At 63.5% G+C, this 25,222-nt stretch carries 22 protein-coding genes and 1 pseudogene; 3 read left to right on the forward strand and 20 right to left on the reverse strand.

The annotated features are described in order from the left end of the window. The 9 genes from DM374_RS08750 to DM374_RS08790 form a co-directional block, all read right to left on the reverse strand. Entirely contained in the window at window positions 1-714 is a 714-nt protein-coding gene (locus tag DM374_RS08750; RefSeq protein ID WP_110969491.1) for an HAD family hydrolase, read from the reverse strand. Further along, a complete protein-coding gene (locus DM374_RS08755) occupies window positions 711-1,661 on the reverse strand; it encodes an HpcH/HpaI aldolase/citrate lyase family protein (protein WP_110969492.1) in 951 nt (316 codons plus the stop codon). Before DM374_RS08755 ends, DM374_RS08750 begins: the two co-directional genes overlap by 4 nt. After that, on the reverse strand, window positions 1,661-2,755 hold the full coding sequence (locus tag DM374_RS08760) for a cysteine protease StiP family protein (RefSeq protein WP_110969493.1): 1,095 nt from the start codon (window positions 2,753-2,755) through the stop codon (window positions 1,661-1,663). Before DM374_RS08760 ends, DM374_RS08755 begins: the two co-directional genes overlap by 1 nt. After that, window positions 2,748-3,506: a trehalose phosphatase gene (locus tag DM374_RS08765; protein ID WP_110969494.1), complete on the reverse strand. Its 759-nt coding sequence runs from the start codon at window positions 3,504-3,506 to the stop codon at window positions 2,748-2,750. The genes DM374_RS08760 and DM374_RS08765 overlap by 8 nt, the downstream gene beginning before the upstream one ends. Next, window positions 3,496-4,623, reverse strand: a complete 1,128-nt coding sequence (locus tag DM374_RS08770) for a phosphoribosyltransferase domain-containing protein (protein ID WP_110969495.1) — start codon at window positions 4,621-4,623, stop codon at window positions 3,496-3,498. The genes DM374_RS08765 and DM374_RS08770 overlap by 11 nt, the downstream gene beginning before the upstream one ends. Window positions 4,624-4,692: 69 nt before the next feature. Then, window positions 4,693-5,832, reverse strand: coding sequence for a trypsin-like peptidase domain-containing protein (locus DM374_RS08775; RefSeq protein WP_110969496.1), 1,140 nt, complete (start codon window positions 5,830-5,832; stop codon window positions 4,693-4,695). 74 nt (window positions 5,833-5,906) lie between these two features. Further along, entirely contained in the window at window positions 5,907-6,905 is a 999-nt protein-coding gene (locus DM374_RS08780) for an ATP-grasp domain-containing protein (RefSeq protein WP_177431534.1), read from the reverse strand. Window positions 6,906-7,393: 488 nt separating this feature from the next. Beyond that, window positions 7,394-7,726 carry a Rieske (2Fe-2S) protein gene (locus tag DM374_RS08785; RefSeq protein WP_110969497.1) on the reverse strand — a complete coding sequence of 111 codons (333 nt, stop codon included), beginning with the start codon at window positions 7,724-7,726 and terminating at the stop codon, window positions 7,394-7,396. A 61-nt stretch (window positions 7,727-7,787) separates the two neighbouring features. Further along, window positions 7,788-8,912 carry an FAD-dependent oxidoreductase gene (locus DM374_RS08790; RefSeq protein ID WP_110969498.1) on the reverse strand — a complete coding sequence of 375 codons (1,125 nt, stop codon included), beginning with the start codon at window positions 8,910-8,912 and terminating at the stop codon, window positions 7,788-7,790. A 187-nt stretch (window positions 8,913-9,099) separates the two neighbouring features. Between DM374_RS08790 and DM374_RS08795 the strand changes: the two genes are divergently transcribed. Next, window positions 9,100-10,023 carry a LysR family transcriptional regulator gene (locus DM374_RS08795; protein ID WP_110969499.1) on the forward strand — a complete coding sequence of 308 codons (924 nt, stop codon included), beginning with the start codon at window positions 9,100-9,102 and terminating at the stop codon, window positions 10,021-10,023. Between the two features lie 9 nt (window positions 10,024-10,032). Here the strand turns inward: DM374_RS08795 and DM374_RS34275 are convergent, their stop codons facing one another. Together DM374_RS34275 and DM374_RS34280 are read right to left on the reverse strand one after the other, a co-directional pair. Next, the gene (locus DM374_RS34275; RefSeq protein WP_404821328.1) at window positions 10,033-10,902 is read right to left on the reverse strand and encodes a methyl-accepting chemotaxis protein; all 870 of its coding nucleotides are present in this window, start codon (window positions 10,900-10,902) and stop codon (window positions 10,033-10,035) included. Beyond that, window positions 10,894-12,015, reverse strand: a pseudogene (locus DM374_RS34280) (HAMP domain-containing protein); the annotation flags it as partial. The pseudogene DM374_RS34280 and the gene DM374_RS34275, both read right to left, overlap by 9 nt. A 322-nt stretch (window positions 12,016-12,337) precedes the next feature. Between DM374_RS34280 and DM374_RS08805 the strand changes: the two are divergent. Together DM374_RS08805 and DM374_RS08810 are read left to right on the forward strand one after the other, a co-directional pair. Then, window positions 12,338-13,495, forward strand: a complete 1,158-nt coding sequence (locus DM374_RS08805) for an alpha/beta hydrolase family protein (RefSeq protein ID WP_110969501.1) — start codon at window positions 12,338-12,340, stop codon at window positions 13,493-13,495. Between the two features lie 21 nt (window positions 13,496-13,516). Then, window positions 13,517-14,452: a VOC family protein gene (locus DM374_RS08810; protein ID WP_110969502.1), complete on the forward strand. Its 936-nt coding sequence runs from the start codon at window positions 13,517-13,519 to the stop codon at window positions 14,450-14,452. Between the two features lie 256 nt (window positions 14,453-14,708). On the opposite strand, the gene DM374_RS08815 is transcribed toward DM374_RS08810, so the two are convergent. The 9 genes from DM374_RS08815 to DM374_RS08855 are packed head-to-tail and all read right to left on the reverse strand — an operon-like array spanning window position 14,709 to window position 25,222. Further along, entirely contained in the window at window positions 14,709-16,346 is a 1,638-nt protein-coding gene (locus DM374_RS08815) for an arylsulfatase (RefSeq protein WP_110969503.1), read from the reverse strand. 14 nt (window positions 16,347-16,360) lie between these two features. Beyond that, window positions 16,361-17,167 (reverse strand): cyclase family protein, encoded by an 807-nt coding sequence (locus DM374_RS08820; RefSeq protein WP_110969504.1) that lies wholly within the window; start codon window positions 17,165-17,167, stop codon window positions 16,361-16,363. Window positions 17,168-17,178: 11 nt separating this feature from the next. Beyond that, window positions 17,179-18,165, reverse strand: a complete 987-nt coding sequence (locus DM374_RS08825) for an NAD-dependent epimerase/dehydratase family protein (RefSeq protein WP_110969505.1) — start codon at window positions 18,163-18,165, stop codon at window positions 17,179-17,181. Beyond that, the gene (locus tag DM374_RS08830; RefSeq protein WP_110969506.1) at window positions 18,156-19,148 is read right to left on the reverse strand and encodes a fumarylacetoacetate hydrolase family protein; all 993 of its coding nucleotides are present in this window, start codon (window positions 19,146-19,148) and stop codon (window positions 18,156-18,158) included. The genes DM374_RS08825 and DM374_RS08830 overlap by 10 nt, the downstream gene beginning before the upstream one ends. Then, window positions 19,145-19,717 (reverse strand): cupin domain-containing protein, encoded by a 573-nt coding sequence (locus DM374_RS08835; protein WP_110969507.1) that lies wholly within the window; start codon window positions 19,715-19,717, stop codon window positions 19,145-19,147. Before DM374_RS08835 ends, DM374_RS08830 begins: the two co-directional genes overlap by 4 nt. Window positions 19,718-19,728: 11 nt before the next feature. Further along, window positions 19,729-20,496: an SDR family NAD(P)-dependent oxidoreductase gene (locus DM374_RS08840; RefSeq protein WP_110969508.1), complete on the reverse strand. Its 768-nt coding sequence runs from the start codon at window positions 20,494-20,496 to the stop codon at window positions 19,729-19,731. Window positions 20,497-20,506: 10 nt separating this feature from the next. Then, window positions 20,507-21,700, reverse strand: a complete 1,194-nt coding sequence (locus DM374_RS08845; RefSeq protein WP_110969509.1) for an MFS transporter — start codon at window positions 21,698-21,700, stop codon at window positions 20,507-20,509. After that, window positions 21,693-24,116, reverse strand: a complete 2,424-nt coding sequence (locus DM374_RS08850; protein ID WP_110969510.1) for an efflux RND transporter permease subunit — start codon at window positions 24,114-24,116, stop codon at window positions 21,693-21,695. The genes DM374_RS08845 and DM374_RS08850 overlap by 8 nt, the downstream gene beginning before the upstream one ends. A gap of 5 nt (window positions 24,117-24,121) precedes the next feature. Next, window positions 24,122-25,222 (reverse strand): WD40/YVTN/BNR-like repeat-containing protein, encoded by a 1,101-nt coding sequence (locus DM374_RS08855; protein WP_110969511.1) that lies wholly within the window; start codon window positions 25,220-25,222, stop codon window positions 24,122-24,124.

Genomic DNA, 25,222 nt, shown 5'->3' on the forward strand with positions numbered 1-25,222 from the left:
TTACGCTCCATGTTGATCTTTGGTGTTCCGTTGAGAGTCGGGTAGGTTCCCGGCTTTGCCAAATTGCGCGCGGGATCGCCGCCACGCAGGGTGAAAATGACGCCAGTGGGGATCCTGGGCTGCGGCCAGCAGTTCGTGGTCGCCACGGGTATCGCCCCAGGCCCTGAGACGGTATTGGGTCAATGGGCCATAGACCGCTTCGAGCCGAAGGACCTTGTGTTCACAGCGGCAGTTGTTGCCGTTGATTCGGCCGGTCAGGCGGTCATCAATCACTTCAAGCTCGGTGCCGATCAGCTTGACCCCAAGGCGATTTGCAAAGGGCTGCAGCACCAGCGCGGGCGACGCCGAGCACAGCGTGACCTCGGCCCCGGAGGCCAGTTCGGACTCCACCGCGCGCAGGCCGGAGGGGCGCATGAGCCGGGACCAACTGTGTTCACAGAACGCCACGGAACGGCTTCTCAACCAGGAAGCCTCCACACCGGTCAGGAATGCACTGATCAGATGAGCCTTGAGTTCATCCCGGGTCATGCCTCGAATGACATACCTGAGGCCGGGCAGCACCAGCTTGAGGACGCGGCGCAAAAACTCGCGCTTGCCGAAGGCGAAGCGCAGAAACGGGACGAAGCTATCGTGCCGGGTCAACGTGCCATCGAAGTCGAACACCGAGAGCACCTTTGCTCCTTCAGGGCCGGCTTCGAGCATATCCAGACTCATCCATTGATCTCCGCGAGACGGAACCCGGGTTCGCCGCCACTCGCTTCCGCGGGCTTGACCCCATGCCATTTGGCGCGTTCGAGAATGTTCGTCGCCCACTTGTAATGAGTGGCCGGCTCGCACATGGCATCGTTGTGCCGAAAAACGGCAGGAGCCACGTCATTGGCGATCAACCGGGCGCAATTGAGATCCTCGAGGCTGACTCGGAGCGCGTCTTGAATAAGGCTGATCTGGCTGGGGTGGATGGCGGTTTTTCCGACTAACCCATGAGAAATATCCAGTTCCAGCTCCTCCTTCAATAACAGCGGCGTCGCCAGTTGCTCGAACACCGGTGCCGTCAGCGCGAAACCTTGCGCCCCCATAATTCCGGCGAGCATGGGAATGACGTAGCTCATCGGCGTGTTGTACAGCGTGGTCAAAGGATTGCGACGCAGTCCCAGACAACCCATCAGGTCGTTGCCACCGATCCGCAGCGCGATGATCCGCTGGTTGAGGCTGGACTTGAGCGCTTGGCCCAATTCCACCATGGCACCGGGGTTATAGACGTCTGCGGTTTCCAGGGTTGGCATCAGGTACAGGTCCGGATTGCTGATCGCCTGCTCCCATGCCGGGAGCGATAGCAGGGTCAGCTTCGGCACGACGAAACCATCGACATGCTTCATCAATGGCCAGTCATTGAGGATCGCGGCCATCGCTGCGTCGCGTGGTCGAACGAAGAGCAACGGCCCATGCTCGGGACGCCCACCACAGGCATTGATAGCCAGGAGCAACGCCTTGAGGTTTTCCAGCGCGCTTTCGACGTCGATTGACGATACGGCATCTTCAAGGCAAACAACGAGAGAACGCAGCTCGGGATACTTGACGCCGAAAACCACCTCGAGCATGTCACCACGAGTGGCCGGCATATAAAGCGTCGCTCCCAGAGCGAACGGGGAAATCGCCCTCATCAGCTGACGCTCCGGATAATGGTCACCGCGCGATAAGGCCCCAACTCCGCACCCGCTTCCTCGACCGTCACTCCGGCGCTGTCCGTCAGGTGCATCAGCAACTGGACATCCTCATCATCGCGGCTGCGTACCAGCACGTGTTCGGGCACGCGGCGCAAGACCGCCCGGGTAGCCTCGGCGATACCCGGTTTGATTCGATTGAGGTTGCTGATGGCGAACCGGGCGGCAAGGGCCGTCACCACACCGTCCGCGCCGAGTTGCAACTCCCGCCTCTGTTCAACGGTCCAGGCTGTTGCAGTCAACGTTTCACCCAAGGTGCGGCGCTCGCCCTCGATCTGGTCGACGAACTCACGGGTCACGTCATGCGCTTGCAGGTGGTCGTAGACGATGCAGCCATGCAGGCCGCCCTGCGCTGGCCAGATGGAGCGAGATACCAGGCCGGAGACCGTTGCCCCAAGGATTCCCGAGGGGATGAGCCAATCATCCGAGGACGACGCCAACCAGGCACGCCCGCAGGGATCAGCCAGAACCACAAGGCGAGGCTCTGGCGCAAAGCGCTCGTCCCCGGCAAGGGTTCGCTTGAGCTCGCCCGAAATGGCTCCCTTTCCGGTCCAGCCATCGACGAAGACGATATTCTCGGCACCATGCGCCTGGATGATTGCCTCCAGGGCCACGCGATCGATCCCGCGGTCACGAATGATACTGACGCCATAGTGATGGGCATCGCGGCCGATTCCCGTCAGTGCACGACGCAACAGGACGCCCAACGGCAGGCCGGCACGAACGAAGGAAACCAGGGCAATGGACGGACCATGGCAAGCGGCATTCAGTGCCTGGGCCAGCGCCTGAACATCCGTTGCCATGCGTTTGCCGTTCTGGGCCAGTGCTCGCGCATAAAGCGTCATATGCATGGCCGTCGGCACGGGCTCCATGCCAATCATGTCTGAATAGTGTTTCTGCTTGGTCTGGATCAGGCGCTCCTTTTCCTCGACGTCTGTAACCTGCATCTGCATGGCCTGCAGAAGAAAATGCACGTCCGCCGACGCGTAACTACCGCTGCCCACGGTCATCAGGCTTGCGAGAAGGTCAGTCACGGATCAGTTTCTCCACGGCATCCGCCAGCTGGCTGCGCGACGGAGTTGCCCACCAGTGACAGAGGTCCATGAATCCAAGATCGGTGATGCTGTCACCAAAACCCAATACCGGTCGCTCGCCATTCACATCGCGGTCACGGCGCAACCATTCCTCGACAGCCACACGCTTGGCCAGGTGCTCAGGCAGGAACGCAAGGTTGTTGCCGTTGCCATGGACATGCATGCCCTTCAGCAAACCCCGGGACTGGACGTGAGCCAGCACATCAGCCAGCACCGCGTCATCGGATTCGTTATGTTTGGTCACCACGTAGTGGCGCAGCCCCTCCTCTTCCACTACCCAGCCACGCAGGGAATGGCCAAGTTCTTCGCCGATCTGCAACGTCGCCTCACTCAGCAGCGGCAAGCGGTCCTGAAATGCTCCCAGGGTATCGCTCATCCGCGTGTGCCAATCCTGATCGAGCGAACCGTCGCGGTGCAGCATGGTGCCGCCGTGCGAGCAAATGGCCCCCTGGGTGAAAGGCAGGCTCACGCGGCTGTACGCCTCGACACTGCGTGCCGTTACCGGAACGACATCGGCGCAGTCCAGCAACCAGTTGACGAACGCGTGCTGGACGGGGTTCATGTAGCCGTTGGGTTGGCCGTTCACATCGAGCGTCGCCGGCGTTCTCGGCGCCCCTTCCGGCATTTTGCGCGCGGTCTGAAACAGCGTGTCATCGAGGTCAACGAAGATCAGCGGGCGATTATTGGCCATCGACGATAACCTCCGCGCCCAGCGCAGCCACCAACTCCGCCGAAACCGCCGGAAGTGGTGTTTCCGTACATATCAATACCCGGTCGAACTGGCCGGGCTCGACGTTGTAGAGGAAGTTCGGGATACCCAGGCCATAGTTGTCGGAAAACGACAGCGCATGTTCGATGGAGTGGCCAATGGCAATGGGGGAGCGTGTGGTGGAACTGAAATGAACATCGGCGCCCGCGCGCTCCAGGCGCTCAGCCAGCAGGAAAGGACGCCAGACGAATTCGCTGGTACCAATCACGATGATGCGTTCACCGGCACGAACCTGCAGATCTGGCGCAAGGCTATCTTCCACGTGGCTCACGCCCAGACGCCCCCAATCGCGATCCGGCGACAGCGGCCAGTCGCCCATCGACACAGTGCCGACGTCCGGCATATCCGGCAAAGGTGCATGCAGATCCTCATGAAACTGGTAGGAACCTTTCATGAGTGCGACCGAGCTTGCCGATGCTCCGATGATTTCCTGCGCGGCGCCTGCCGACCAGTCCGTCAGCACGCAGGTCACCACCCGCTCGATATGACTCAGGCCAGCATCGACAAGAGCACGATGCAGGTTGACGAACGTCTTGCCGGTTGAGGCTTCGTCATCAACCAGCACGAGGGATCGAGCCTTGAGCATGCGCTCACGAAGATCCGGATCGACGGGCAGGTGGATGAGGTGGGCACTGGCGTGGCTGTGCTCTTCCTCGAATCGGGTGAACAGTTCGGTGCCCACCGGATGACGGGTGCTGACCAGATACACCGTGTCAGCACGTGTCGCACTGTAGGCGCGGTGCACACCGGCGCCCAGGCCTACCGCCGTTTCGGCCATGCCTATTACCAGCACCGGCCCCGGGAGATCGGCCGGAATTTCAGCTGCCAGGCTTTCGAAAGAAGCGCGCATGATGGACGGACGCACGGGTATATGACGCCCCAGCACCTTTGAAACAAAAAGAAATGCCCGCTTGGGATTTCGGCGCTCCGCAAAGCCGAACAACTCGGCCGGAGTCAGGACAGCGTCGTCAACATTGACTTCGAGCACTCCCCGCTTGAGTTGAGCGCTAAGGGATGTGGGTACTACGTTGCTTTCCATGACTGCTTCCTGATCTGGTGCGAGGTCGGTGACCTGACACCGCTTTCCTGGGGTTCAACTCAAGTGTTGCTACGGGTTACGCGCTTCGATTTTCCATAGGCCATGCTGCACCTCGCGGGTGATCTGCGCAGTGGTGAAGGTGGCGCCGGAGTCAGATCGAAGAGCCTGGATGCCGCACGCATCCAGGAAAGCCAACGTGAGGCCGGCCTTCACCGCGAAATTCATGTTCTGTGCGTCAGGCACCGTGGAAGTCACCATGCCGATGACAGCACCCGAAGTGTCAAAAAGCGGACTGCCGCTGGAGCCTGGCTGAATGGGGGCTGTGAACTGCAATACGCTCGCATCGTTATGCAAGCCGAATAGCGCAGACACTCCGCCCTGAGTCGCATGGATACCGCCACCGGCGAGCCCCGCCAGGGGAAAGCCCAGTGCCACGACCGGTTCTCCCAGATCACAACGGGCACTGTCACGGAACGAGACTGGCTTGAGCATTGGCGAGTTCTGCACCCGTAGCAGTGCCAGGTCATTGCGGCGATCCACTACCACCGGCTCGGCACGGTGTCTTCCCTCGAACGAAGAAACATGAATTTCCTGCATGTTTTCAATGACATGTGCGCAGGTGAGGATGTGTGTGGTGGTTACTGCAAACCCGGTCCCGGTTGCGCTGCTGCCTGCCCGGTTCGCATCGGAAGGCGACGGCCGTCGGTGAGGATGGGCATCGTCGATTTCCAGGCCGATCCTGCGCCCCAAGGCCGCCAGCCCATAAGCGGAGCCTTCCGCCAACGCACGAAACTTCCAAGCCTGATTACGAGAATAGAATTCGCCAATGATGATGGCTGACTCACCATTCGCGCTGAGATTCAGATGGGACTCGATTTGACCGTCGAGCTGCAGCCGCAACGAGCGAAGCTCGCTGACCGGGCCGGCAGCAGAGAAGGTGTAGACCACAAGGAGCAAACGGTCCGCACCAGTTGGCAGCGCGGCGAGATTAAGCGTACAACCCGGGTGCTCAGGTCTGCCGACCCAATCCATCCAGGGCTGCTCAAGGTGGAACAGTGCGGGCTCACCTTTGGGGAGGCGCTTATCATCCGTAGGGAGCAGCGCGATCGCAGCATACTCTCCAAAACCGGAGGTATTCGCACACTCAATAGTCCACGAACACTGAGGCGATCCCAACGAAGTATTCGCGCCAAGCGCTAGCGCTATCATGCCTGAATCGCTCCTTGATTTTGAATCAGTCCAACTCATGCCGAAATGATATCGAGGCTGAGTTGGGTTAAATATCAGTTCGCCACCGGCACCGCAACGGTCACGGCTTTGACTCTGACGTTTGCCTGCCAATCGGTTGCAGGCTCGGGCAACCCAAGTTGACGAGTGGCGAAGATTCCGGGGAGGTTGATACCTGTGTGGCGCGTATACCCAATGCCCCCGGAATAACGCGGATTGATTTCCAGCAGATGCGGAACGCCATCAGCATTATCCCGCGTCTGAACATTGACCAGCCCATCGCATTTGAAGTGAGCAGCGGCACTCAGCGCGAGTTCAACTGCGGCGGAATTTCTCTCAAATGTCTGATGCAGGCCTTGCTTGCGCCGGCCAACATAGGCAACGGGACGCCCAGACTCACACACCATATCGACAGAACACTCCGCGCCGTTCATGTAAGGCATCACAAGCATGGGGGGCCGGTCGGCCTGGGTGCTGTACGCCGCGAGATAGGTCTCGAAATTGACATCCCGTGCGTCAGGGTTGGCGAAGCAGCGGAACGGGTCGACCGACTCCTTGAACCGCCAGAAACCTTGACCATAGATGCCCACCGCCGGCTTCACGCACACCTCGCCCTGCGCCCGAAAAATCTCATAGGCATCCACCAGTTCACGGGCATTGTTCACGGTGATCGCCGGAACACAGTTCAACCCGGCTCTCTCGGCCTCGGCCGTGAACCTGCTCTTGTCGTCAACCAGATCAAATGTTTCCAGGGACAGACCTCCAGTGACGAGCTTCAAACCGGCGGACTCGAAACGGTGTCTCTCAGCCTCAAGGATACGCCCTGCCCTTCCCGTCAGAATCACCTTGATGCCATGGGCTTCAGACGTCTGGATAATCCAGTCGATACGTTGCTGATCGTCCTTCGGTTCCACAAAGGCGACATCAGCAATACTGGTGATTTCCGGACGATCCTGACGATGGGATGCAAAGATTTTCACTTCAGAAGGAAGCGCATCACGGGCGCCCAGAATAATGTCACGCTGGCTGGACTGCCCTTCAAGGAACCAGATCAAGATGCAAATCCTCAATGTTTTGTTCTGAACAACGGCAGCCGCTGATTCAAGCCGAGGAAAAAGCACTGACTGGCGTCAGCAGCTCTTTACCGGCGAGCATTCTACTCAACCTGTCAACGCGGTGCGCCTGGTTGGGCAGGAACACTTTGCCACTGAATGTGTACAACCACGACCACGGCATGCTGGCGATTACCCATCACCGCGACAATCGACTGTTAGATGGATGTGAGTGGGAAAGTTCTACTGGTACTCAGTAAATAAATACCGAGATAAAGAAGTCGCGAATGAGCAATGAGCCAAGAGATGGCGTCTCTGAGCAGAGTTGAACTGCCGCGTTCCCATCACCAGAAGAAGTCTTTCAAATCAAACAGGTCAACGCGACCTGAAACGGGAGGAGTGTAACCGCCCTTGTGTGACGTAATTACGGGGCTCTGCCTGACTTGGCTAAAGCCCCATCACAAGGGTGCGGCAAGGTTGGACAGACAGGCTCAGGCATGAACCCACAGATTGAGATTGTCATCAGCTTTCACCGTCAGTGCCTGCAACGCCTGCCCCAGGCAAGGCCCGAGCAGGCAGGCGCCGTCGGCGGGATCAAACAACGCACCGTGGGCAAAACAGACAATGTGACGACCATCACCCGACATGAACCGGTCCTTGCGGTACTGCATGGCAACGTCGAGGTGGGGGCAAAGATTGCGGTAAGCCTTCACCTCACCCTGCCACAGCAGCCCGATGACCGTGTCGCGCCCCTGCTGCCAAGGATCAAAGCCACGGGCCTGGCCTTCCAGCAGTTGCTCACGGTGGCAAAGAAATGTGGCCACGGCTGACCTCTCGCATCTGACGAACAGAAAAGCGGCACTGCCGGCAGTGCCGCGCTCAGGATCAAATAGGCTCGGCAGTGCGCGCCAGCATGGCCTTGGTCAGGCCGATGCGGTCGAAAGCGGCATCCTTCGCCATCTCTCGCTCACCCGCCATGATCGAGTTTTCGGCAATGTATTTGCAGCGGTCGAAACGACGCATCATGAACCGTTGCAGGCGGGTGCGCAGATCCCCCTCGCCGAACAATTCCTCAGCCAGGACCAGCGCGTCCTCGATCGCCATGCCGGCGCCCTGCCCAAGGTGCGGCGTAGTGGCGTGGGCCGCGTCACCGATGAGCACGACGCGGTCCTTGAACCACGGATCATCGACGAACAACACTTCCATCGGTTTGTAGATCACCTGGCTGTTGTCGGTGATCTGCTCGCGCAACTCGCCCACCAGCCCGCCGATACCGGCAAGGCGGTCACGCATGGTGGCGGCCAGTTGATCCTGCTCGTACCAGGGGTTGTTCGGCTCGTGGGAGGTGGAGAACATGTACATCAGGTTGTCGGCCAGCGGTACCAGCCCGGCGTTGCCTTCGGCACCGGTGTAGCTGGCGAGGTGGTCGATGGACGGGTGGCGCGGGAAGTTATAGCGCCACACGGCCTGGCCGGTGAAGCGCGGGGTGTAGGTATCGCCGTAAAGCATGCCGCGAACCTTCGAATACACCCCGTCGGCGCCGACCATCAGGTCGTAGCGGCCTGAGCTGCCATCGGTGAAAGTGACGTTCAGATCACGCGGGAATTCCTCGTACGTCTCCACTGTCACACCGAGGCGCACCTGGGTGCCCAGTTCGATGGCGGTATCACTCAAGACCTGATGCAGGGCCAGCCGGGAGATGCCGACGTTGGCGGGGTATTGCGGCCCTGCGAGGCGTTGCCCGGGGATGCGTGCCAGAGCCTTGCCCTGCAGGTCGTAGATACCGACGTCCTCGAAGGCATAGGCGGCATCGAGGTACCGGTCCAGCACCCCGAGGCGGGCCATTTCCCGGACCACGTTGCTCTGCTGGATGATGCCGACGCCGTAGACCGTCCACTCGGACTTGATTTCCACCAGATCGACCTCGACCCCTTGGCGGCGCAGTGCAATCGCCGCGCAAAGGCCACCGATGCCTCCGCCCACGATCAGTACTTTGTTGATATCGCTCATGCGTGAATCCTTTGTTCTTGTTGTGTGGACCGGCCCTCCGGGCCCGTCGCCACAGCCTTTTCCGGCTCACGCGACGGCCACCATCGGGAGCCTGGAAGCACAGGCTAGAAACACGCGAACAATTTGACTAATCGTTACTGGGGATGCAGGGTATCGCGAAAATAAATACAACAAGAGATTGCCTGCCATGCGCTTCAAACACCTGGATCTGAACCTCCTGGTGGCGCTGGATGTATTGCTCGAAGAGCAGAACATCACGCGTGCCGCCGAGCGTCTGCACATGACTCAATCAGCCACCAGCGGCGTACTCGGTCGCTTGCGGACCTACTTCGAAGACGACTTGCTGGTGCAGGTCGGACGCAAAATGATGCTCACGCCCCTGGCCCGCGACCTGGAGATTCCGGTGCGTGAAGTGCTGCTGAAAATCCAGACCTCGATCACCGCCAAGCCGGTGCACGACATCGCCGAGAGCAAGCGCCATTTCCGCATCATGGCCTCGGACTATTTGATCAGCGTGTTGTTCGCCGAAGTGATCCGCGAGATCAACCAGCAGGCGCCCATGGTCACCTTCGAACTGATCAGCCCCGGCGAAACCGCCCGGGAAATGCTGATGCGCGGCGAAGTCGACCTGATGATCGCGCCGGAGCACTACATCGCGAAGGAACACCCGTCACAGTTGCTGTTCGATGAGCAGCATGTCTGCGTGATCTGCCAGGACAACCACGTGGTGGGTGAGCGCCTGACGCTGGAGCAATACCTGGAACTGGGGCATGTCTCGGTGGTGTTCGGACGCACCCGCACCCCTGGTATCGAGGAGTGGTTCATGAGCGAGTACGGCTGCAAACGCCGCATCGAAGTCATCACCCACGACTTCAACACCCTGCCGCAACTGGTGATCGGCACCCAGCGGGTCGCCACGGTTCACAGCCGCCTCGCCCATCTCTACGCGCGCAACCTGCCGCTGCGTATCGTGCCGCCACCGGTCAATCTCCCCGTCATGCAGGAGTTCATGAGCTGGCATCGCAGCCTGGACCGTGACCCCGTGCTGGCCTGGCTGCGCGAAAAACTGCTGGACATGGCCAGCCGTCCGACCACGCCGCTGGCCGCGTGAACACCTGCGCTATGCGCCACGCCGAAATGCCCCCAGCGCCTGCCCCAGGCTGGCGCTGAGGCGCTGCAGGCTGCCGCAGGCCTCTTCGAGACGGGCGCAATCTTCGGCATTCTGCTCCACCACCCGCTCCACCTCTCCCGCCGCACCGTCTACGCGACCCGCCAGATGATGCTGGGTCCGCGCCGCCTCGGCGATGTGCCGGCCGGCGTTCTCGACGTCGACAATGCTGCTGGTGATCGCCGCCAGAACCGCGCTGGCCCGCGCGGTCAGCTCGACGCCTTCGCCCGTCAGGCGCTGGCTGTCATCCAGGCTCGCCGCAGCGTCCCGGGTCACCTGCCCCAGACGCTGGATCATGTCGTCGATTTCCCCCGTGGAAGCGCGGGTGCGGCTGGCCAGCCCGCGAACCTCGTCCGCCACCACGGCGAAACCACGGCCATGTTCACCGGCCCGCGCCGCTTCGATCGCCGCATTGAGGGCGAGCAGGTTGGTCTGCTCGGCAACCGCGCTGATCACATCAAGGACGCCCGTGATGGCCTCGCTCTGGCTTTGCAAAAGCTGCATGGCAACGCTCCCGGCGCCCATTTCCCGTGACAGACGCTGCAGGCTCTGACTGGCCTCGCGCACCAGGCGGTCACCCTCATGAATCAAGGCACTGGCCTCGCCCAGACTGGCCTGGCTGCCATCCACCCGCTGGTTGACCTGAACGGTCGCCTGGGTCATCGCCTGCATCGCTTGCAGCACATCGCCCGTCTGCTGGCGCTGGGCCCGCACACCCCGTCCGGTACGCTCAACCATTTCGGCCAGGGTTTCAGCGGCAGCGTCGAGCTGATCGGCATCCTCGCCGATCCGCCCGACCAGTTCGCGCAAGGCCTGCAACATCACACCAATCGCTTCGTTCAATTGCCCCAGTTCATCACTGCGCCCCAACCGCGGCGGTCGCCCCTGCAAATCCCCCGCAGCAACCCGCTGGGCCAGCGCCAGCATCTGCCGCACCGGCACGGCGATGGAGCGGCGGATCAGCACACAGGCCCCCACACTCGACAGCAATGCCAGCACCAGCATTGTCGCCAGTTGCAGGTCCAGGCGTCGGCGCTGCGCATTCCAGGCGCTGGATGCCCGCACGCGCTCGTCATCCAGCGCCTGGATGGCCTGCTGCGCCGAGGTGTTCATGCTGCCCTGCTGCGTCAGTGCCTGCTCACCGCTGCTGATGTAGCGCAGAAACGCCTGTCGGTATTCCTCCAGCGCCGTGGCGGCTTCGCCCAGGCTTTGCCGGCGATCGCCCTCCAACTGCGCGGCCAGATTGTTCAAGGCGCTGCCGAGCTCACTGACTCGGTTGACCCAGTCATCGCGATAGCGCTGCTGCGGATCGAGGATGAAATACAGCTCGCTGTCGCGCAGATTGGCCAGGCGCTCGCGCAACGTCGCGGCATCTTCCAGAAGCTGCATGGCGGTCGCGCCTGGCGGTCGATCCAGCTCCAGTCCGGTATTGATATCGTCCAACTGATCGATGAACAGCGCGGCAAAACGCTGCCCCGCACTCTGCGCCAGCGCCTGCATGCGCAGCCGCGCGTCCTGGGCTTGCAGCCGCGCAGTTGCATAGGCCCGGAAGCCTTGCAAGTAGTCGTCGCTACGCTCACGCAGGGTGCGCTCGAACGCTTCCCCGGACTGAGCCTCGGACACCTGGCCCTGCAACAGGTGCAAAGCCGCCTCCAGGTGATCGGCTGATTCGGGGCTGGCGAGCAGCGCGAATTCCTTCTCGGCTTGTCTCGCCTGCGCCAGGTGATTGTGCAGGCGCTCCAGCGCACTCAAGCGGGCGCTACTGGCCTGATTGACCTGCAGCGCATACCAGGCGGCCAGCCCCATGCCCAGGGTGCAGAAAAGTACCAGGGCAAAACCCAGCGACAACTTGCCGCCAACGCTGAGCCGGCCCAGCGTGGCACCAATCGTCGTGGTCGGGAGCGTTTCGAATACGGTGGTAACAGACAAGGGCATCCTCCTTGGGAACCTGCGCGTCGTGCACGGCCGCGTACCCTAGCCTCCCCCTCCAGCAGGCAACCAATCGAGACTGGCGATGTGAACCATCGGCAATCGCCATGCCTGCGACCGCCCCGCCCGCAGGTATCGCCGCTCCAGATAGCTGGCATCCGAACAAGCGATTTGTCCACTTCCTGACCCCATGCGAGCTTGCAATCACCGCCCGAAGGGTGGTCGTCGCCTGCTTCGCGTCATCAGCGGTGGCCTGACGGCGTGCCGTCGATACCTGCCTTGCGCGCCCGAAGCTGCTGGCGATCCGCATAACAAGAAGGAAAACACTATGTTCCGCTACTTCCCGACCAACTACGTTTGGAACCTGTCGGTGAACCTGGCCCTGGAAATGGGCGCACGCATCGGCGAGATCGTCGAAATGTGCGAGCCCCTGCTGGAGGCCGCCAAGCAACCCGACGCCGAAGGCACACGGGCCTTTCGTCAGACCTGGGCCGAAATGGCCGACAAGCTCTGCGACATGGCCCGCGAGGATGAAGCGCTCGGGCGGCTGCTCTCCGCCGGCGAAAAATACAACCGCGCCGCGACCTATTACCTGACGTGCGAACGCCTCCAGGCCCACGGCGCCCCCGGGCGCATGGCGCTCTATCAGCGTTTTCTCGACACCTTCGCCCGTGGCGTGGCGCTGTCGAAAGAGAACTGCGAGCGCGTCGAAATTCCGTACGAAGGCAAGGTGATCTCCGGCCTCTATGTCCGTGCCGAAGGCGTCAGCGGCCCGGCGCCGATCCTGGTTCAACTCAACGGCCTGGATTCCACCAAGGAGATGAAGTACCGCGTCGGCCTGCCAGCCTGGCTGGCCAAGCGTGGCGTCGCCTCGCTACTGATCGACCAGCCAGGCACCGGCGAGGCGCTGCGCCTGCACGACCTCAAGGCCCGCTACGACGCCGAGCACTGGGCCAGCCGCGTGGTCGACTGGCTGGAAGACCGCCAGGACATCGATCCGCGGCGTATCGGCTGCGAAGGCGTGTCGCTCGGTGGTTACTACTGCCCGCGCGCCGTCGCCTTCGAACCGCGCTTCGCCTGCGGCGTGGTGTGGGGCGCCAACCATGACTGGCGCGACGTGCAGAAGCGCCGCCTGGAGCGCGAAGGCAGCTTCCCGGTTCCGCACTACTGGGAGCACGTTCGCTGGGTCTGGGGCGGCAAGGACATCGAAGAATTCATGCAGATCGCCGAGAACGTCCACCTCGACGGCGTGGTGGAAAAAATCCGCGTGCCGTTCCTGGTGACCCACGGCGAACAGGACTCGCAAATCCCGCTCAAGTGGGCGCACCGCACCTACGAACAACTGGTCAACAGCCCGAAACGCGAACTGAAGATTTTCACCTCCCGCGAAGGCGGCGTGCAGCACTCCAGCTTCGACAACTCCATCAACGCCGGCCAGTTCATCGCCGACTGGGTTGCCGAGAACCTCGGCCGCCGCACCGCCTGAATGCAGAGAAGACAAAAAATCATGAACATCATCGGACCCGATTACCTGGTGTTCGGCGTCGACAACGTCGCCGACTGTGTGCAGTACATGACCGACTACGGCCTCAAGCCTTGTGACCTGGATGAAAACGGCGGCTACCTCGAAGCCCTGGATGGCACCGGCGTGCTGATCCGTCCCCGCAACGACCCGCGCCTGCCGGCGGCAATGGAAACCGCCACGACCCTGCGCGAAACCGTTTATGGCGTGGCTGACGAAGCCACCCTGCAGGCTATCGAGGCCGAGCTGAGCAAAGATCGCGCGGTGGTGCGCGGCGAAGACGGCGTGCTGCGTTGCGTGGACGACATGGGCTTCGCCCTGGGCTTTCGCATCACCCAGCGCCGCACGCTCGACCTGCCTGGTGAAGCCAGCCATGCGCCTGGCGCGCCTGCCGCACGGCCAATCAACGCGCTGGGCGCCAGCGACGACATGCCAGCGCTGCCGCGCAGCCTTTCCCACGTGGTGTATTTCGTTCCGGATCCGGCCAGGGCGGAGGCCTTCTACCAGCGCCTCGGTTTCGTCTGCACCGACCGTTTCGCCGACACCGGTCCGTTCCTGCGCCCGGGCGGAACCCAGGACCACCACACCCTGTTCCTGATCCAGACGCCACCGTTCATGAAGGGCATCGAGCACTTCACCTTCCACATGGGCGGCCCGACCGAAGTGCTGGTGGCCGGGACCCGGTTCGTGGAAAAAGGTTATGAATCGTTCTGGGGACCGGGACGCCACCAACTGGGTTCCAACTGGTTCTGGTACTTCAACAGCCCCATGGGCTGCCATGTCGAATACGACGCCGACATGGACCTGCATGACGAACACTGGACCGCCCGCACCGCCGCTCCTGGCGCGGACAACTCGCAGTATTTCCTCTTCCACTATCAGGAGAAATGGTTCCCTGGCGGGCCGCCAGCCAAGCATTGAATCGGGGTTTTAACGTGGTGAATCGGGGCGTCGGATGACGCCCCTTTTTTTGCTTGCCCAGGTGTCGTGGCTGTGCACTTATCCATTCGGCTACACCGCGGGGCCCGCCCCCCCTGTGGGAGCTGGCTTGCCAGCGATGGCGGTGGTGAAGTCACCGACGTCATCGCTGGCAAGCCAGCTCCCACAGGGCCGGCAGTGTCGCCATTTCAAGTGGAGAAGCCTGCACCACCGAGGTGAAGAACCGCTCCCGTTCAGCTCACGGCCCCTTGGCCTGAGGTGGAAACACCACCCCGACCTCCTTCGCATACACCTGCCATGCACGCTTCAGCCGCTCGAACGTTTCCGGCTCGCGCGCGGCAAGGTCCTCGACCTCGCCGCGGTCACGGGCGACGTCGAACAGTTGCCAGCGCAAAGGCTGCGGCGCTTCGCCCGGCATGGCCCAGGGGCGCAGTCCCAGCAGTTTCAGGTTGCCTTCGCGGTAGTACAGACTGCCGAACAATTCACCCGCCAGTACAGGCGATGCCGGCGCCTTGCCTTCCAGCATCGGCAACATCGAGCGGCCGGTGATCGGGTGTTTCGGCTGCCCCTGGTAACGGTCACCCGGGTCGGGCAGGCCGGCGAGCGCGAGGAAGGTCGGCGCCAGGTCATCGACCCGCGCCACGCTACGCTCCAGCCCTTGGCGAGCCAGCGCCTGCGGCAGATGGATAATGGCCGGCACGCTGATGCCGCCCTCGGCGGTACTGCCCTTGAACAGGCGCAACGGCGCGGCACTGACCTCCGCCCAGCGCAGGCCGTAGTCGACCTGCGAACCGCGTCGGCCAAGGTTCTCCAGGCGGTTGTCGGTGTCCGGGCCCGCCGGGTAGAACTGCTCATGCCGTTCGCCAGCAGCGCCGTTGTCCGACATGAACACGATCAGGGTGTTGTCGTACTGCCCGGTGCTTTTCAGATAATCCAGCAGCCGACCGATGTTGTGGTCGAGGTTGCCGACCATCGCCGCGTAGATCTCCATTTTACGCGCCTCACTGCGGCGCTGATCCGCGCTCAGTTGTTCCCAGCCAGGCAGGTTCGGCGCGACCGGTAAACGCTGCGCCGCAACAAAGTCCGCCGGTAGCAGGCCCTTCTCCCGCAGCCGCTCGATCCGTGCCTCGCGGACCTTGTCGTAGCCTTCGTCGTAACGCCCGCGGTAAACATCACGCCAGGCATCCGGCGCCTGCAACGGCCAATGCGGCGAGGTGTAGGCGGCGTAGGCGAAGAACGGCTTGCCGCTGCCCTGCCCCTGGCGCAGGTAGTCGATCAGCTTGTCGGTGTAGAAGTCCGAGGAGTAGAAATCGTCCGGCAGTTCCACCGGCTTGCCGTTCTCGCGATAAGTGATCTGCTCGATTTTCGCCATGGGCTGCGCCGGTGGCTTGAAGTGCACACCACCGCCTTCGAGCAAGGTGAACGACTGCTCGAATCCGCGTCGGTCAGGGCCCTGTTCAGGCGTCAGGCCGAGGTGCCATTTGCCCACCATGCTGGTGCGGTAGCCGCCGTCGCGCAACAGCTCGGCAATCGAATGGGCCTGCTGGTTGAGGTAGCCCTCATAGCCCGGTTTGCCCTGCTGGAACGGCTGGATGCCCTCAGCCATGGTGCCCAGCCCGACCAGGTGATTGTCGGTGCCGGACATCAGCATCGAGCGGGTCGGCGAGCAAGTCGGGGCCGCGTACATGTTGGTCAGTTGCAGCCCTGTGGACGCCAGTTGATCCAGCACCGGCGTGTCGATCTCGCCACCGAAGGCGCCGAGATCGGAATAGCCGAGGTCATCGGCGACGATCAGCAGGATATTGGGCCGCTCGGCAGTCGCAGCAAAGGTCGGCGCCGCGCATGCCAGCGCGGCGAGGAGAAAGGGAAAGCGCACGCGAACCTCACTTTTTATTCTTCGAAGATGGCAACGGCACGGACAAACCCGGCGGAGGCGTGTTTGATCTTGTACGGGAAGCACGACACCAGAAAACCATTGGCCGGCAAGCTGTCGAGATTGGCGAGCTTTTCCATCTGCCCGTAGCCGATATCGCGACCCGCCTTGTGCCCTTCCCAGATGATCGAGGCATCACCGCTTTCGGCGAAGCGCTGGCGGGTAAAGCTGAACGGCGCGTCCCAGCTCCAGGCGTCGGTGCCGACCACGCGTACCCCGCGATCGAGCAGATACAGGGTTGCCTCGCGGCCCATGCCGATCCCCGCATCCAGGTAGCCCGGCTGGCCGAACAGGCTGCCGGCGCGGGTGTTGATCAGCACGATATCCAGCGGCTGCAACCTGTGACCGATGCGTTGCAGTTCGGCCTCGACCTCGGCGGCGCTGACGATATGGCCATCCGGCAGATGCCGGAAGTCCAGCTTCACCCCCGGTTGCAGGCACCAGTCCAGCGGCAGCTCATCGATGCCGAAGGCCGGCTTGCCGCCGTCGGTGGTCGAGGCGTAATGCCAGGGCGCATCCATGTGCGTGCCGCTGTGGGTGGTGATGGAGAGGCGCTCGGCGGCCCAGGATTCCTGGCCGGGCATCTGATCAAGGGTCAGGCCGGGAAACATCGCGGCCATTTCCGGCCAGCCTTGCTGGTGGTCCATGTAGTCGATTTTCGGCAGCAGCGGCGGTGGGTCGGTGTAGGGGTTGTTGTCCAGGGTTACCGACAGATCGACCAGGCGGCGCTTTCGGGTCTGGAGCGGGTTCAGGGACAAAGTCATCGCAGTTCCTCTCAAGCGGTTGCAGCGGTCACGCGGGAAACGCGCGGGCGCTGAGTAAGGTCAAGCGCGTGGCGAACCAGCGCCCGCGCCGTGCCGTCGTGACGAAAGCCACGCTCGCGGGCCAGCGGGGTTCGCAAAGGTGGAAAACGTCCGAACAGGGCTTCGAGGGCCGCATCCGGCTGGAAGCTGATCAGCGACCGGCGCTCCTCGCCGAACACCTCGGCCAGGGCATCCACCACATCGCCAATGGACAGGTGCAGGACCGGCAGTTGCCAGACCCGCGACGGCGCGTCCGTCGCGAGGTCGAACCCGGCGGCATGCAGCAGGTTATCCACGCAGCAGGACGCGGACATCCACCAGGACGTGGCCTCGGCTGACACCGGGCACTGATAGGGTTCACCCGCAGCGAAACGCTGCAGAAGCACGCTCATGAAGGCCGAGCGCAGGCCGTTGCCGTCACCCGGCCGGGCGACGATGCCGGGCAGGCGCAGGGCGCGGCCATCGACCTCGCCGCGACGGCCGAGATCGTTCAGATGGTTTTCGATCATCAGCTTGTGGGCGCCATAGGACAGCGCTGGTCGCGGCCGGTGATGCTCGTCCATCCGCGCCGGCAGATCGCCGCCGTAGACCGCCACGCTGCTGGCGTACACCAGTACTGGAAGCTGCTGCGAGTGACGCAACAGGTCCAGCAACTGCAGGGTGGCGAGCAGGTTCACCTGCCGGCCCAGCTCATAATTTTCCTCGGCGGCGCCACCGGCAATGCTGACCAGATGGAAGACCACATCGACGCCATCGGCCAGCCCCCGGCGCAGCAGCGCGGGGTCGGTGATGCTGCCGCTCAGATGGCGCAGGCGACGATCATCCGGAAAACCGTCGAGGCGCTGATCAAGCAGTATCAGCGCCTCGATGCGACGCCCTCGCAGTTGCCCGACCGCCAGCAGCCGCTGCACCAATTGGCGACCGAGAAAGCCCGCGGCGCCAGTGACCATCACGCGCATGCTGCACCCGCCTTGACCACCTGCTGGTCAATGCTGCCGAACAGCGCCGTGCCGTCAGCGCCGCGAACCTCCATGCGCACCCGTTCGCCAAAGCGCATGAACGCCGTGCGTGGCGCGCCGTGCTCGATCATTTCCACCGCGCGGCGCTCGGCAATGCACGCCGAGCCGACACTGCGATCGGCGTTGGAGACCGTGCCGGAACCGATCAGGGTGCCGGCGCTCAGGCGGCGGGTCAGGGCCGCATGAGCGATCAACCGGTGAAAACCGAAATGCATCGCGCCGCCATGGGGATGACCGAACCACTCGCCGTTGCGCGTCACGTTCAGCGGCAGGTGCACGCGGCCGTCGCGCCAGTCCTCGCCCAACTCATCCGGGGTCACCGCCACCGGCGCAAAACTGGAGGACGACTTGGCCTGGATAAAGCCGAAACCGGTCTTCATTTCCCGTGGCGCCAAGGCCCGCAAGCTGACGTCGTTGACCTGAAGAATCAGCCGCACATGCGCCAGCGCCTCGGCGGCGGAACAGCCCATTGGCACTTCATCCACCAGCACCGCGAACTCGCCCTCGAAATCGATGCCATGGGCTTCGCTGGGCAACGCGATGTCCTGCCGCGGCCCGAGGAAGTCATCGCCCGCACCTTGATACATCAGCGGCGTGTCCTCGACACCTTCGATGGGGTCGAGCTGGAATGCCCGCTGCATCAGCTCTCCATGGCTGAGAAAACACGAGCCATCCAGCCATTGCCAGGCCCGCGGCAACGGCGCCATGACCTGCTCGGGATCGAAGGCGAAAGCGCCCTCGACATCGCCGTGATTCAGGGCCTCGTAGCGCGCCTGCAACACCGGTTCGACGCGGGCCCAGTCGTCGATGGCCGCCTGCAACGTTGGGGCGATATCAGTGACTTGCACCGCCCTCTCCAGGTCTCGGGACACCAGCAGCAGGCGACCGTCGCGGCTGCCATCGGCCAAGGTTGCCAGCTTCATGGCAGCACCTCGCGCAGGCTGTCGGCATAGCGCCCGTCGAGCAGAATGAAGACCATCCGCGCCATCGCCTCGGTGCGGTTGCTCCAGGCGTGATTGGTGCCGCGCTGGACCACGATGTCGCCGCGCTTGAGGTGCACGTCTTCATCGTCCAGCACCAGCCACACCTCACCTTCGGTGACGATGCCGTAGTCGAGGGTTTCGGTCCGGTGCATCAGCTTGTGCTTCGAATCGCGCTGGCCGGTGCCGGCATGGGCTTCGCCGATTTCGGCAAAGACCGCCGCGGCGCTGGCGTCGCTGACCTGGTTCTGCACGCTGTCGGGCGGGATGTCCACGACGCGGATCAGGCTGCCCAACGTAGAAGGGCTGAGCACCAGCGGCTTGAGCGTCGGGTCCGCGCCGTTGTCCAGGGTGGCCGGGCTCGTGTCGCTGTTCCAGATTTCATGGAAAACCGTACCGGGCACGGCCTTGAGATCGAAGCTGTTGGGCACCGCGCCGACCAGCGCCGCAAGCGCTGTGCCTTCGGCGCTGTGGCCCGTGACAACGCGTTTGAAAGGGGGAAGTGATTGCATGGGTACTCCGTTCAATTGCCATCGCCGATGGTGGTTCCACCATCGACTATCAGGTTCTGTCCACTGATGAAGGCGCCGCCGGGGGTGGCGAGCAGCAACGCCAGTGCCGCCACCTCATCGGCGGTGCCGACACGGCGCAAAGGGGTGAGCGCCAGGCGGCGCTGCATGATGTCCGCGTTGTCAGTCATTGGCCGGGCAAAGGCGGTTTCGATCACGCCCGGGCTGATGGCGTTGACCCGGATATTGGCCGGCCCCCACTCCACCGCCAGGTTGCGCGCCAACTGCACCAGCGCCGCCTTGGTCAGCCCATACGCTCCAAGCGCCTTGTTACCGCGCACGCCGGCAATACTCGCCATCAGCACCACGCTGCCACCGCCGCGCTCGGCCATGGCGGGCAACAGGGCAGCACTCAGCCACAGAGCACTTTCAAGATTGACGCCGAGAGTGATGCGCCACTGCGGCTCATCGAGGCTGTGCAACGGGCCAAAGTGCGGCGCCACGCCGGCATTGCACACCAGCACATCGACGGCGCCGGCGTGATGGGCCAGGGCGAGGACCTGTTGACGATCAGTGAGGTCGGCCGCGAAGGCGCTGACGGCAATGCCTTCCTCGCTCAGTTCGGCAGCAACCCGCTGGCAGTCATCCTCGCGCTCGCTATTGATCACCAGGCGGGCGCCGGCCTGTCCATACAAGCGCGCGATGGCCAGGCCAATGCCGCGGGTGGCGCCGGTCACCAGTGCCCGTTTGCCTTCAAGGGAAAACAGCGAATGAATGCTCATGTTCGCGTCCTCACGGCAAGGTCGGCGCAGGCGCGGCCTGCGGCGCTATCCAGCGCGGCAACAGCAGGCAGCTCAGGGCCAGGAGCAGTTGCGCCAGGCCCACCAGCGCCAGTGCGTCCGGCAGGGCCTGGTGATTGCCGCCGGTCAGTCCGAGTACCAGCAGCGGGCTGGCGAACTCGCCGGCGAACAGCGCGGCGGTGAAGCCTCCGGTCGCCCGCCCGCGCTGGGCGAAACTGGCGCGCGACATGATCCAGGTGATCAGCGTTGGCAACATCAGTCCGATGCCCAGGCCGTTGAGGGCGACCGCCAGGGTCAGCAACGCTGGACTCCCGGCCCGCGCCATCAGCCATCCGCCAAGCCCGGCTGTGACGAACGCCAGAAGCAGAAGGTGCTGCCGGGCACAGCGATGGAACAGACGGAAACTCAGGGCGCCAAGCATCACACCCAACTGGTTGGCGCCCATGACCATGCCGATCTGCTGCGGTGAATCGACCTGCAACAGTCCCAGCAGAAAGCCCGCCTGCACCGGCACGATGAACAGGCTGGCACCGGCCAGCAGGCTGAACAGGTACAGCGGCAACAAGGTGCTCCAGGGAAACCCGCTGCTTTCGGCCTCGACCTGAATCGCCGATGCCTGACGCTCCCACAACAGCCACGCCATCAGCGGCAAGAACAGCAGACCGACGCCATACAGGGTGTAAGGGGTGCGCCAATCGTCCTGCCCCAACGCGCCGCCAACGCTGATGAACACCGCCGCCGATAGCGAAGTGCAGACCATCTGCAAGGCGAACAAACGCTCACGCCGGGCGCCCTGGTAATAGTCGCCAATCAGGGTGGTGCAGCAGGTCATGATCCCCGCCTCCGCCAGGCCCAGACCGGCACGGCTGGCGACGATCGCCGGCAACGATTCCAGCCACAGCGGCAGCAGACCGAACAGGCTGTACAGCAGCATCGAGCCCAGCAGCAAAGGCTTGCGCCCGAGGCGGTCGGCGATCAGTCCGGCGAACGGCGCCAGTAACGCAATCACCAGCGCCGGAATGGTCAGGCTCACCGGCACCAGCACGGCAACCAGCGGATCGTTGGCGAAGTGCTCGTGCATGCGCGGCAGCACCGGCGCCAGCAACACGGCACCCAGCACCGGCAGGCAACTGCCGAGCAACAGCAACAGCGATTGCGGCAAGCCCGCCTGGGTTTGATTACGCATGGGTCACCTCCTGGGCGGCGGGCGTTTGCACAGTGTCTGCGGCGGACCGCTCGCGCACCGGCAACAGAAAACGCGCCAATGCCGGCAGCAGCACCAGCGCGCCGACCATGTTCCAGACGAACATGAAGGCCAGCAGCACGCCCATGTCGGCCTGGAACTTGATGGGCGAGAACATCCAGGTGCCGACGCCGATGGCCAGTGTCACGCCGGTCAGCATCACCACCTTGCCGGTGGACACCAGGGCGCGGTAATACGCCTCGGAAAGACTGGCGCCCTGGCGCAAATGGCCGAGCAGGATGCTCATCACGTACAGCGCGTAATCGACCCCGATACCAACACCCAGGGCGATCACCGGCAGCGTGGCGACCTTGACCCCGATACCGAGCCAGACCATCAGCGCCTCGCACAGAATGGACGTGAGCATCAGCGGGATCACCGCACACACGGTGGCGCGCCAGGAGCGGAAGGTCACCAGGCAGAGCAGGATCACCGCCCCGTAGACCCAGAACAGCATCTCGCGGTTGGCCTCGCGCACGACGATATTGGTGGCCGCCTCGATCCCGGCATTGCCGGCGGCGAGCAGGAATTTCACCTCATCGGTGTTGTTGGCCGCAGCGAATCCTTCGACATGCTCGACCAGCCGGGTCAGGGTTTCGGCCTTGTGGTCGCTGAGGTAGACGTACAGCGTCAGCAGGCTGCAGGACTCGTTGTACAAACCGCGTGGCGCGCTGGCGGTGATCATGTTGAGCATCGCCTGGTTGTTCTGCAGCTCGTACCATTTCGGGTTGCCTTCGGACAACCCGACCAGCATCCGTCGATTGAGCAGCGCCAGCGAGTTGGTCGAGTCCACGCCCGGCAGGCTGCGCAGTTGCCAGTCCAGTTCATCGACCTTGCGCAGCACGTCGTAGCGGGCGCAGGCACCGGCAGGCGTCTGCACCATGACCGCGAACAGGTCGCTGCTGGCACCGTAGGCCTGGGTCATGAAGGCGTCGTCACGGTTGTAGCGCGAGTCGGCGCGCAGCTCCGGCGCGCCGGCATCGAGGTCGCCGATGGCCAGGTGCAGGCTGACCAGAAAACCGAGCACGGCCATGACCAGGCTGACGCCGATGCACAGCGTCGCCCACGGCTTGCGGGTGAACAGGTCGAGAAAACGCCAGAACGGATGGCGCGCCTTGCCGCTCTCCTCGGCACGTTCGCTGCGCAGGCTGAGTTCGGCGGCACGTGGACTGACGCCGACATACGACAGCAGCACCGGCAGCAAGATGAGGTTGGTGAAAATCAGCACCGCCACGCCAATGCTGGCGATGATCGCCAGGTCCTGGATGACCTTGATCTGGATGATCATCAGCACAGCAAAACCCACGGCATCGCAGAGCAACGCGGTAAGCCCGGCCAGGAACAGGCGGCGGAAGGTGAAGCGCGCCGCCACCACGCGGTGCATGCCGCGACCGATGTCCTGCATGATGCCGTTCATCTTCTGCGCGCCGTGGCTCATGCCGATGGCGAACACCAGGAACGGCACCAGCACCGAATAGGGGTCGAGCTGGAAGCCCAGCAACGGCAGCAAGCCCAGTTGCCAGACCACCGCCACCAGCGAACAGGCCACCACCAGCAAGGTGCTGCGCACGCAACGGGTGTAGGCGTAGAGCACCGCGGTGGTGATCAGGATGGCCACGGCGAAGAACAGCAGAATTTGCTGCAGCCCTTCGATCAGGTCGCCGACTTTCTTGGCGAAGCCGGTGATGTGGATGTCGACGCTATCGCCCTGGAACTTCGCCCGCAAGGCTTCAAGGCGCTCGGACAGCACCGCGTAGTCCAGCGCCTGGCCGTCAGGGGTGCGCGCCAGCAACGGCACATAAATGATGCTGGAGCGCTGGTCGAACGCCACCAGTTGGCCGATCTCGTTGGACACCTGCACATTGCGCCGCAGTTCGCCCAGAGACTTCGGGCTGCCGTCATAGTCGTCGGGGATCACCGGGCCGCCGTCCAGGCCGTCCTCGGTGACCGAGACCCAGCGGGTTGCCGGGGTCCACAGCGATTTCATGTAGGCACGGTCGACACCCGGCAGCAGGTAGATCTGCTCGCTGAGGGCCTGCAGCGTGCGCAGGTAGCCGGCGTCATAGATATCGCCCTTGGGATTCGCCACAGCAATGCGCAAGGCATTGCCCAGGCCCGACAACTCCTGCTGCCGTTCCAGGTAATTGGCGATATAGGGATGCCCGGTCGGGATCATCTTTTCGAAGCTGGCATTGAGTTCCAGGCGTGCCGACTGCCAGCCCAGCAGGACGGTGGTCAGCAGGCACAGCAGCAAGACCCAGTGGCGATGGTTGAACAGGGCCCGCTCGACCAGCGAGCCGGAGCGTGGATCGAACGCCTCCGGGCCGCTGGGGGCGGGAGGGCGACTTGCGCAATTCATGAGGGTCACTCCGAAGCGGAAACAGCGGGCGGCGCGACGCGCGAAAGCCCGGTAAAGCCGGCGAACACCAGGCTGCCATCGGCGGCCTGGATAGCGGCCGACACCGGTTTGCGCAGCGGCTCGAAGACAGCGGCAAAGCCGTCGGGCGAGCTGGCGAACAAGCCGCCCGCCTGGTTGGCCAGCAGCACGCTGCCGTCGCCCAGGGTGATGGCGTCGCTGAAGGACACCGCGGCCAACGCCGGCAGGGCTTCAGCCTCTGGCGCATCGGCGGCGAGGACGAAGGCATTGCCCTTGAGCCCACCGATCAGCAGTGCGCCATCGCCCCGGGGGGCCAGGGTGAACAGGCTGCCGCTGTAGGGGCTGGGCAGCGGATGGAAGTCCTCGCCGTCGGCGGAACGGGCCAGGTAACCCTGCTCGCCGGCCAATACCCAGGCATCACCCTGGCGAGCGACCGCGTACAGGTGCAGGCCCTCCGGGTTGTCGATCCGGCCCATCAGCGAATGCCAATGGTTGCCGCCGTCGGTGCTGCGCATGGCCAGGCCATAGGCACCGACAACCAGCACGTTGGCGGCATCGCTGGCAGCGATGGCCAGAAACGGTTTGTCCGGTTGTTCTGCGGCGATGCGTTGCGCGGTGTCCAGGCGCAACTGCGCCGCCGCCTCATCCGCCGCGCCGGGCAAGGCACGGCTGGCCTCTTCCAGCTCCAGTCGAGCGGCTTCCCGGCCGTCCAGTTGCAAGGCCCAGCTTTCGCCGCCGTCGCGGGTCGCCAGCACCACCCCGGCATGCCCCACCGCCCACCCACTGCGCGCATCGGCGAACTGCACGGCGGTCAGGCCCACCGAGACCGGCACCGGCACCTGCCGCCATTGCCGGCCATTGTCATCGGACAGCAGGACCAACCCGCGCTCGCCCACCGCCACCAGCCGTTCGCCAGCCCGGGCCAGCGCGGTGTACACCGCCCTTTGCGGGTTCGGCACCTGGCTCGCCGGGCTCTCCAGCACATCGCCTACCTTCAGGCGGTGCACCGACGCCTGGGCGAAGCACTGCGACGCCATCGGCAAGGCGAGGGCCAGCAACAGGCCGCTCAACTGAAGCACTCTGTTCAT

The organism is Pseudomonas huaxiensis (assembly GCF_003231275.1).
Taxonomy (GTDB): domain Bacteria; phylum Pseudomonadota; class Gammaproteobacteria; order Pseudomonadales; family Pseudomonadaceae; genus Aquipseudomonas; species Aquipseudomonas huaxiensis.

Bases quoted from the DNA above. Each gene is read 5' to 3' on its own strand.
- DM374_RS08750 (WP_110969491.1), bottom strand. From the start codon at position 714: ATGAGTCTGGATATGCTCGAAGCCGGCCCTGAAGGAGCAAAGGTGCTC.
- DM374_RS08755 (WP_110969492.1), bottom strand. From the start codon at position 1,661: ATGAGGGCGATTTCCCCGTTCGCTCTGGGAGCGACGCTTTATATGCCG.
- DM374_RS08765 (WP_110969494.1), bottom strand. From the start codon at position 3,506: ATGGCCAATAATCGCCCGCTGATCTTCGTTGACCTCGATGACACGCTG.
- DM374_RS08770 (WP_110969495.1), bottom strand. From the start codon at position 4,623: ATGGAAAGCAACGTAGTACCCACATCCCTTAGCGCTCAACTCAAGCGG.
- DM374_RS08775 (WP_110969496.1), bottom strand. From the start codon at position 5,832: ATGATAGCGCTAGCGCTTGGCGCGAATACTTCGTTGGGATCGCCTCAG.
- DM374_RS08790 (WP_110969498.1), bottom strand. From the start codon at position 8,912: ATGAGCGATATCAACAAAGTACTGATCGTGGGCGGAGGCATCGGTGGC.
- DM374_RS08795 (WP_110969499.1), top strand. From the start codon at position 9,100: ATGCGCTTCAAACACCTGGATCTGAACCTCCTGGTGGCGCTGGATGTA.
- DM374_RS34275 (WP_404821328.1), bottom strand. From the start codon at position 10,902: ATGTTGCAGGCCTTGCGCGAACTGGTCGGGCGGATCGGCGAGGATGCC.
- DM374_RS08805 (WP_110969501.1), top strand. From the start codon at position 12,338: ATGTTCCGCTACTTCCCGACCAACTACGTTTGGAACCTGTCGGTGAAC.
- DM374_RS08810 (WP_110969502.1), top strand. From the start codon at position 13,517: ATGAACATCATCGGACCCGATTACCTGGTGTTCGGCGTCGACAACGTC.
- DM374_RS08820 (WP_110969504.1), bottom strand. From the start codon at position 17,167: ATGACTTTGTCCCTGAACCCGCTCCAGACCCGAAAGCGCCGCCTGGTC.
- DM374_RS08825 (WP_110969505.1), bottom strand. From the start codon at position 18,165: ATGCGCGTGATGGTCACTGGCGCCGCGGGCTTTCTCGGTCGCCAATTG.
- DM374_RS08830 (WP_110969506.1), bottom strand. From the start codon at position 19,148: ATGAAGCTGGCAACCTTGGCCGATGGCAGCCGCGACGGTCGCCTGCTG.
- DM374_RS08835 (WP_110969507.1), bottom strand. From the start codon at position 19,717: ATGCAATCACTTCCCCCTTTCAAACGCGTTGTCACGGGCCACAGCGCC.
- DM374_RS08840 (WP_110969508.1), bottom strand. From the start codon at position 20,496: ATGAGCATTCATTCGCTGTTTTCCCTTGAAGGCAAACGGGCACTGGTG.
- DM374_RS08845 (WP_110969509.1), bottom strand. From the start codon at position 21,700: ATGCGTAATCAAACCCAGGCGGGCTTGCCGCAATCGCTGTTGCTGTTG.
- DM374_RS08850 (WP_110969510.1), bottom strand. From the start codon at position 24,116: ATGAATTGCGCAAGTCGCCCTCCCGCCCCCAGCGGCCCGGAGGCGTTC.
- DM374_RS08855 (WP_110969511.1), bottom strand. From the start codon at position 25,222: ATGAACAGAGTGCTTCAGTTGAGCGGCCTGTTGCTGGCCCTCGCCTTG.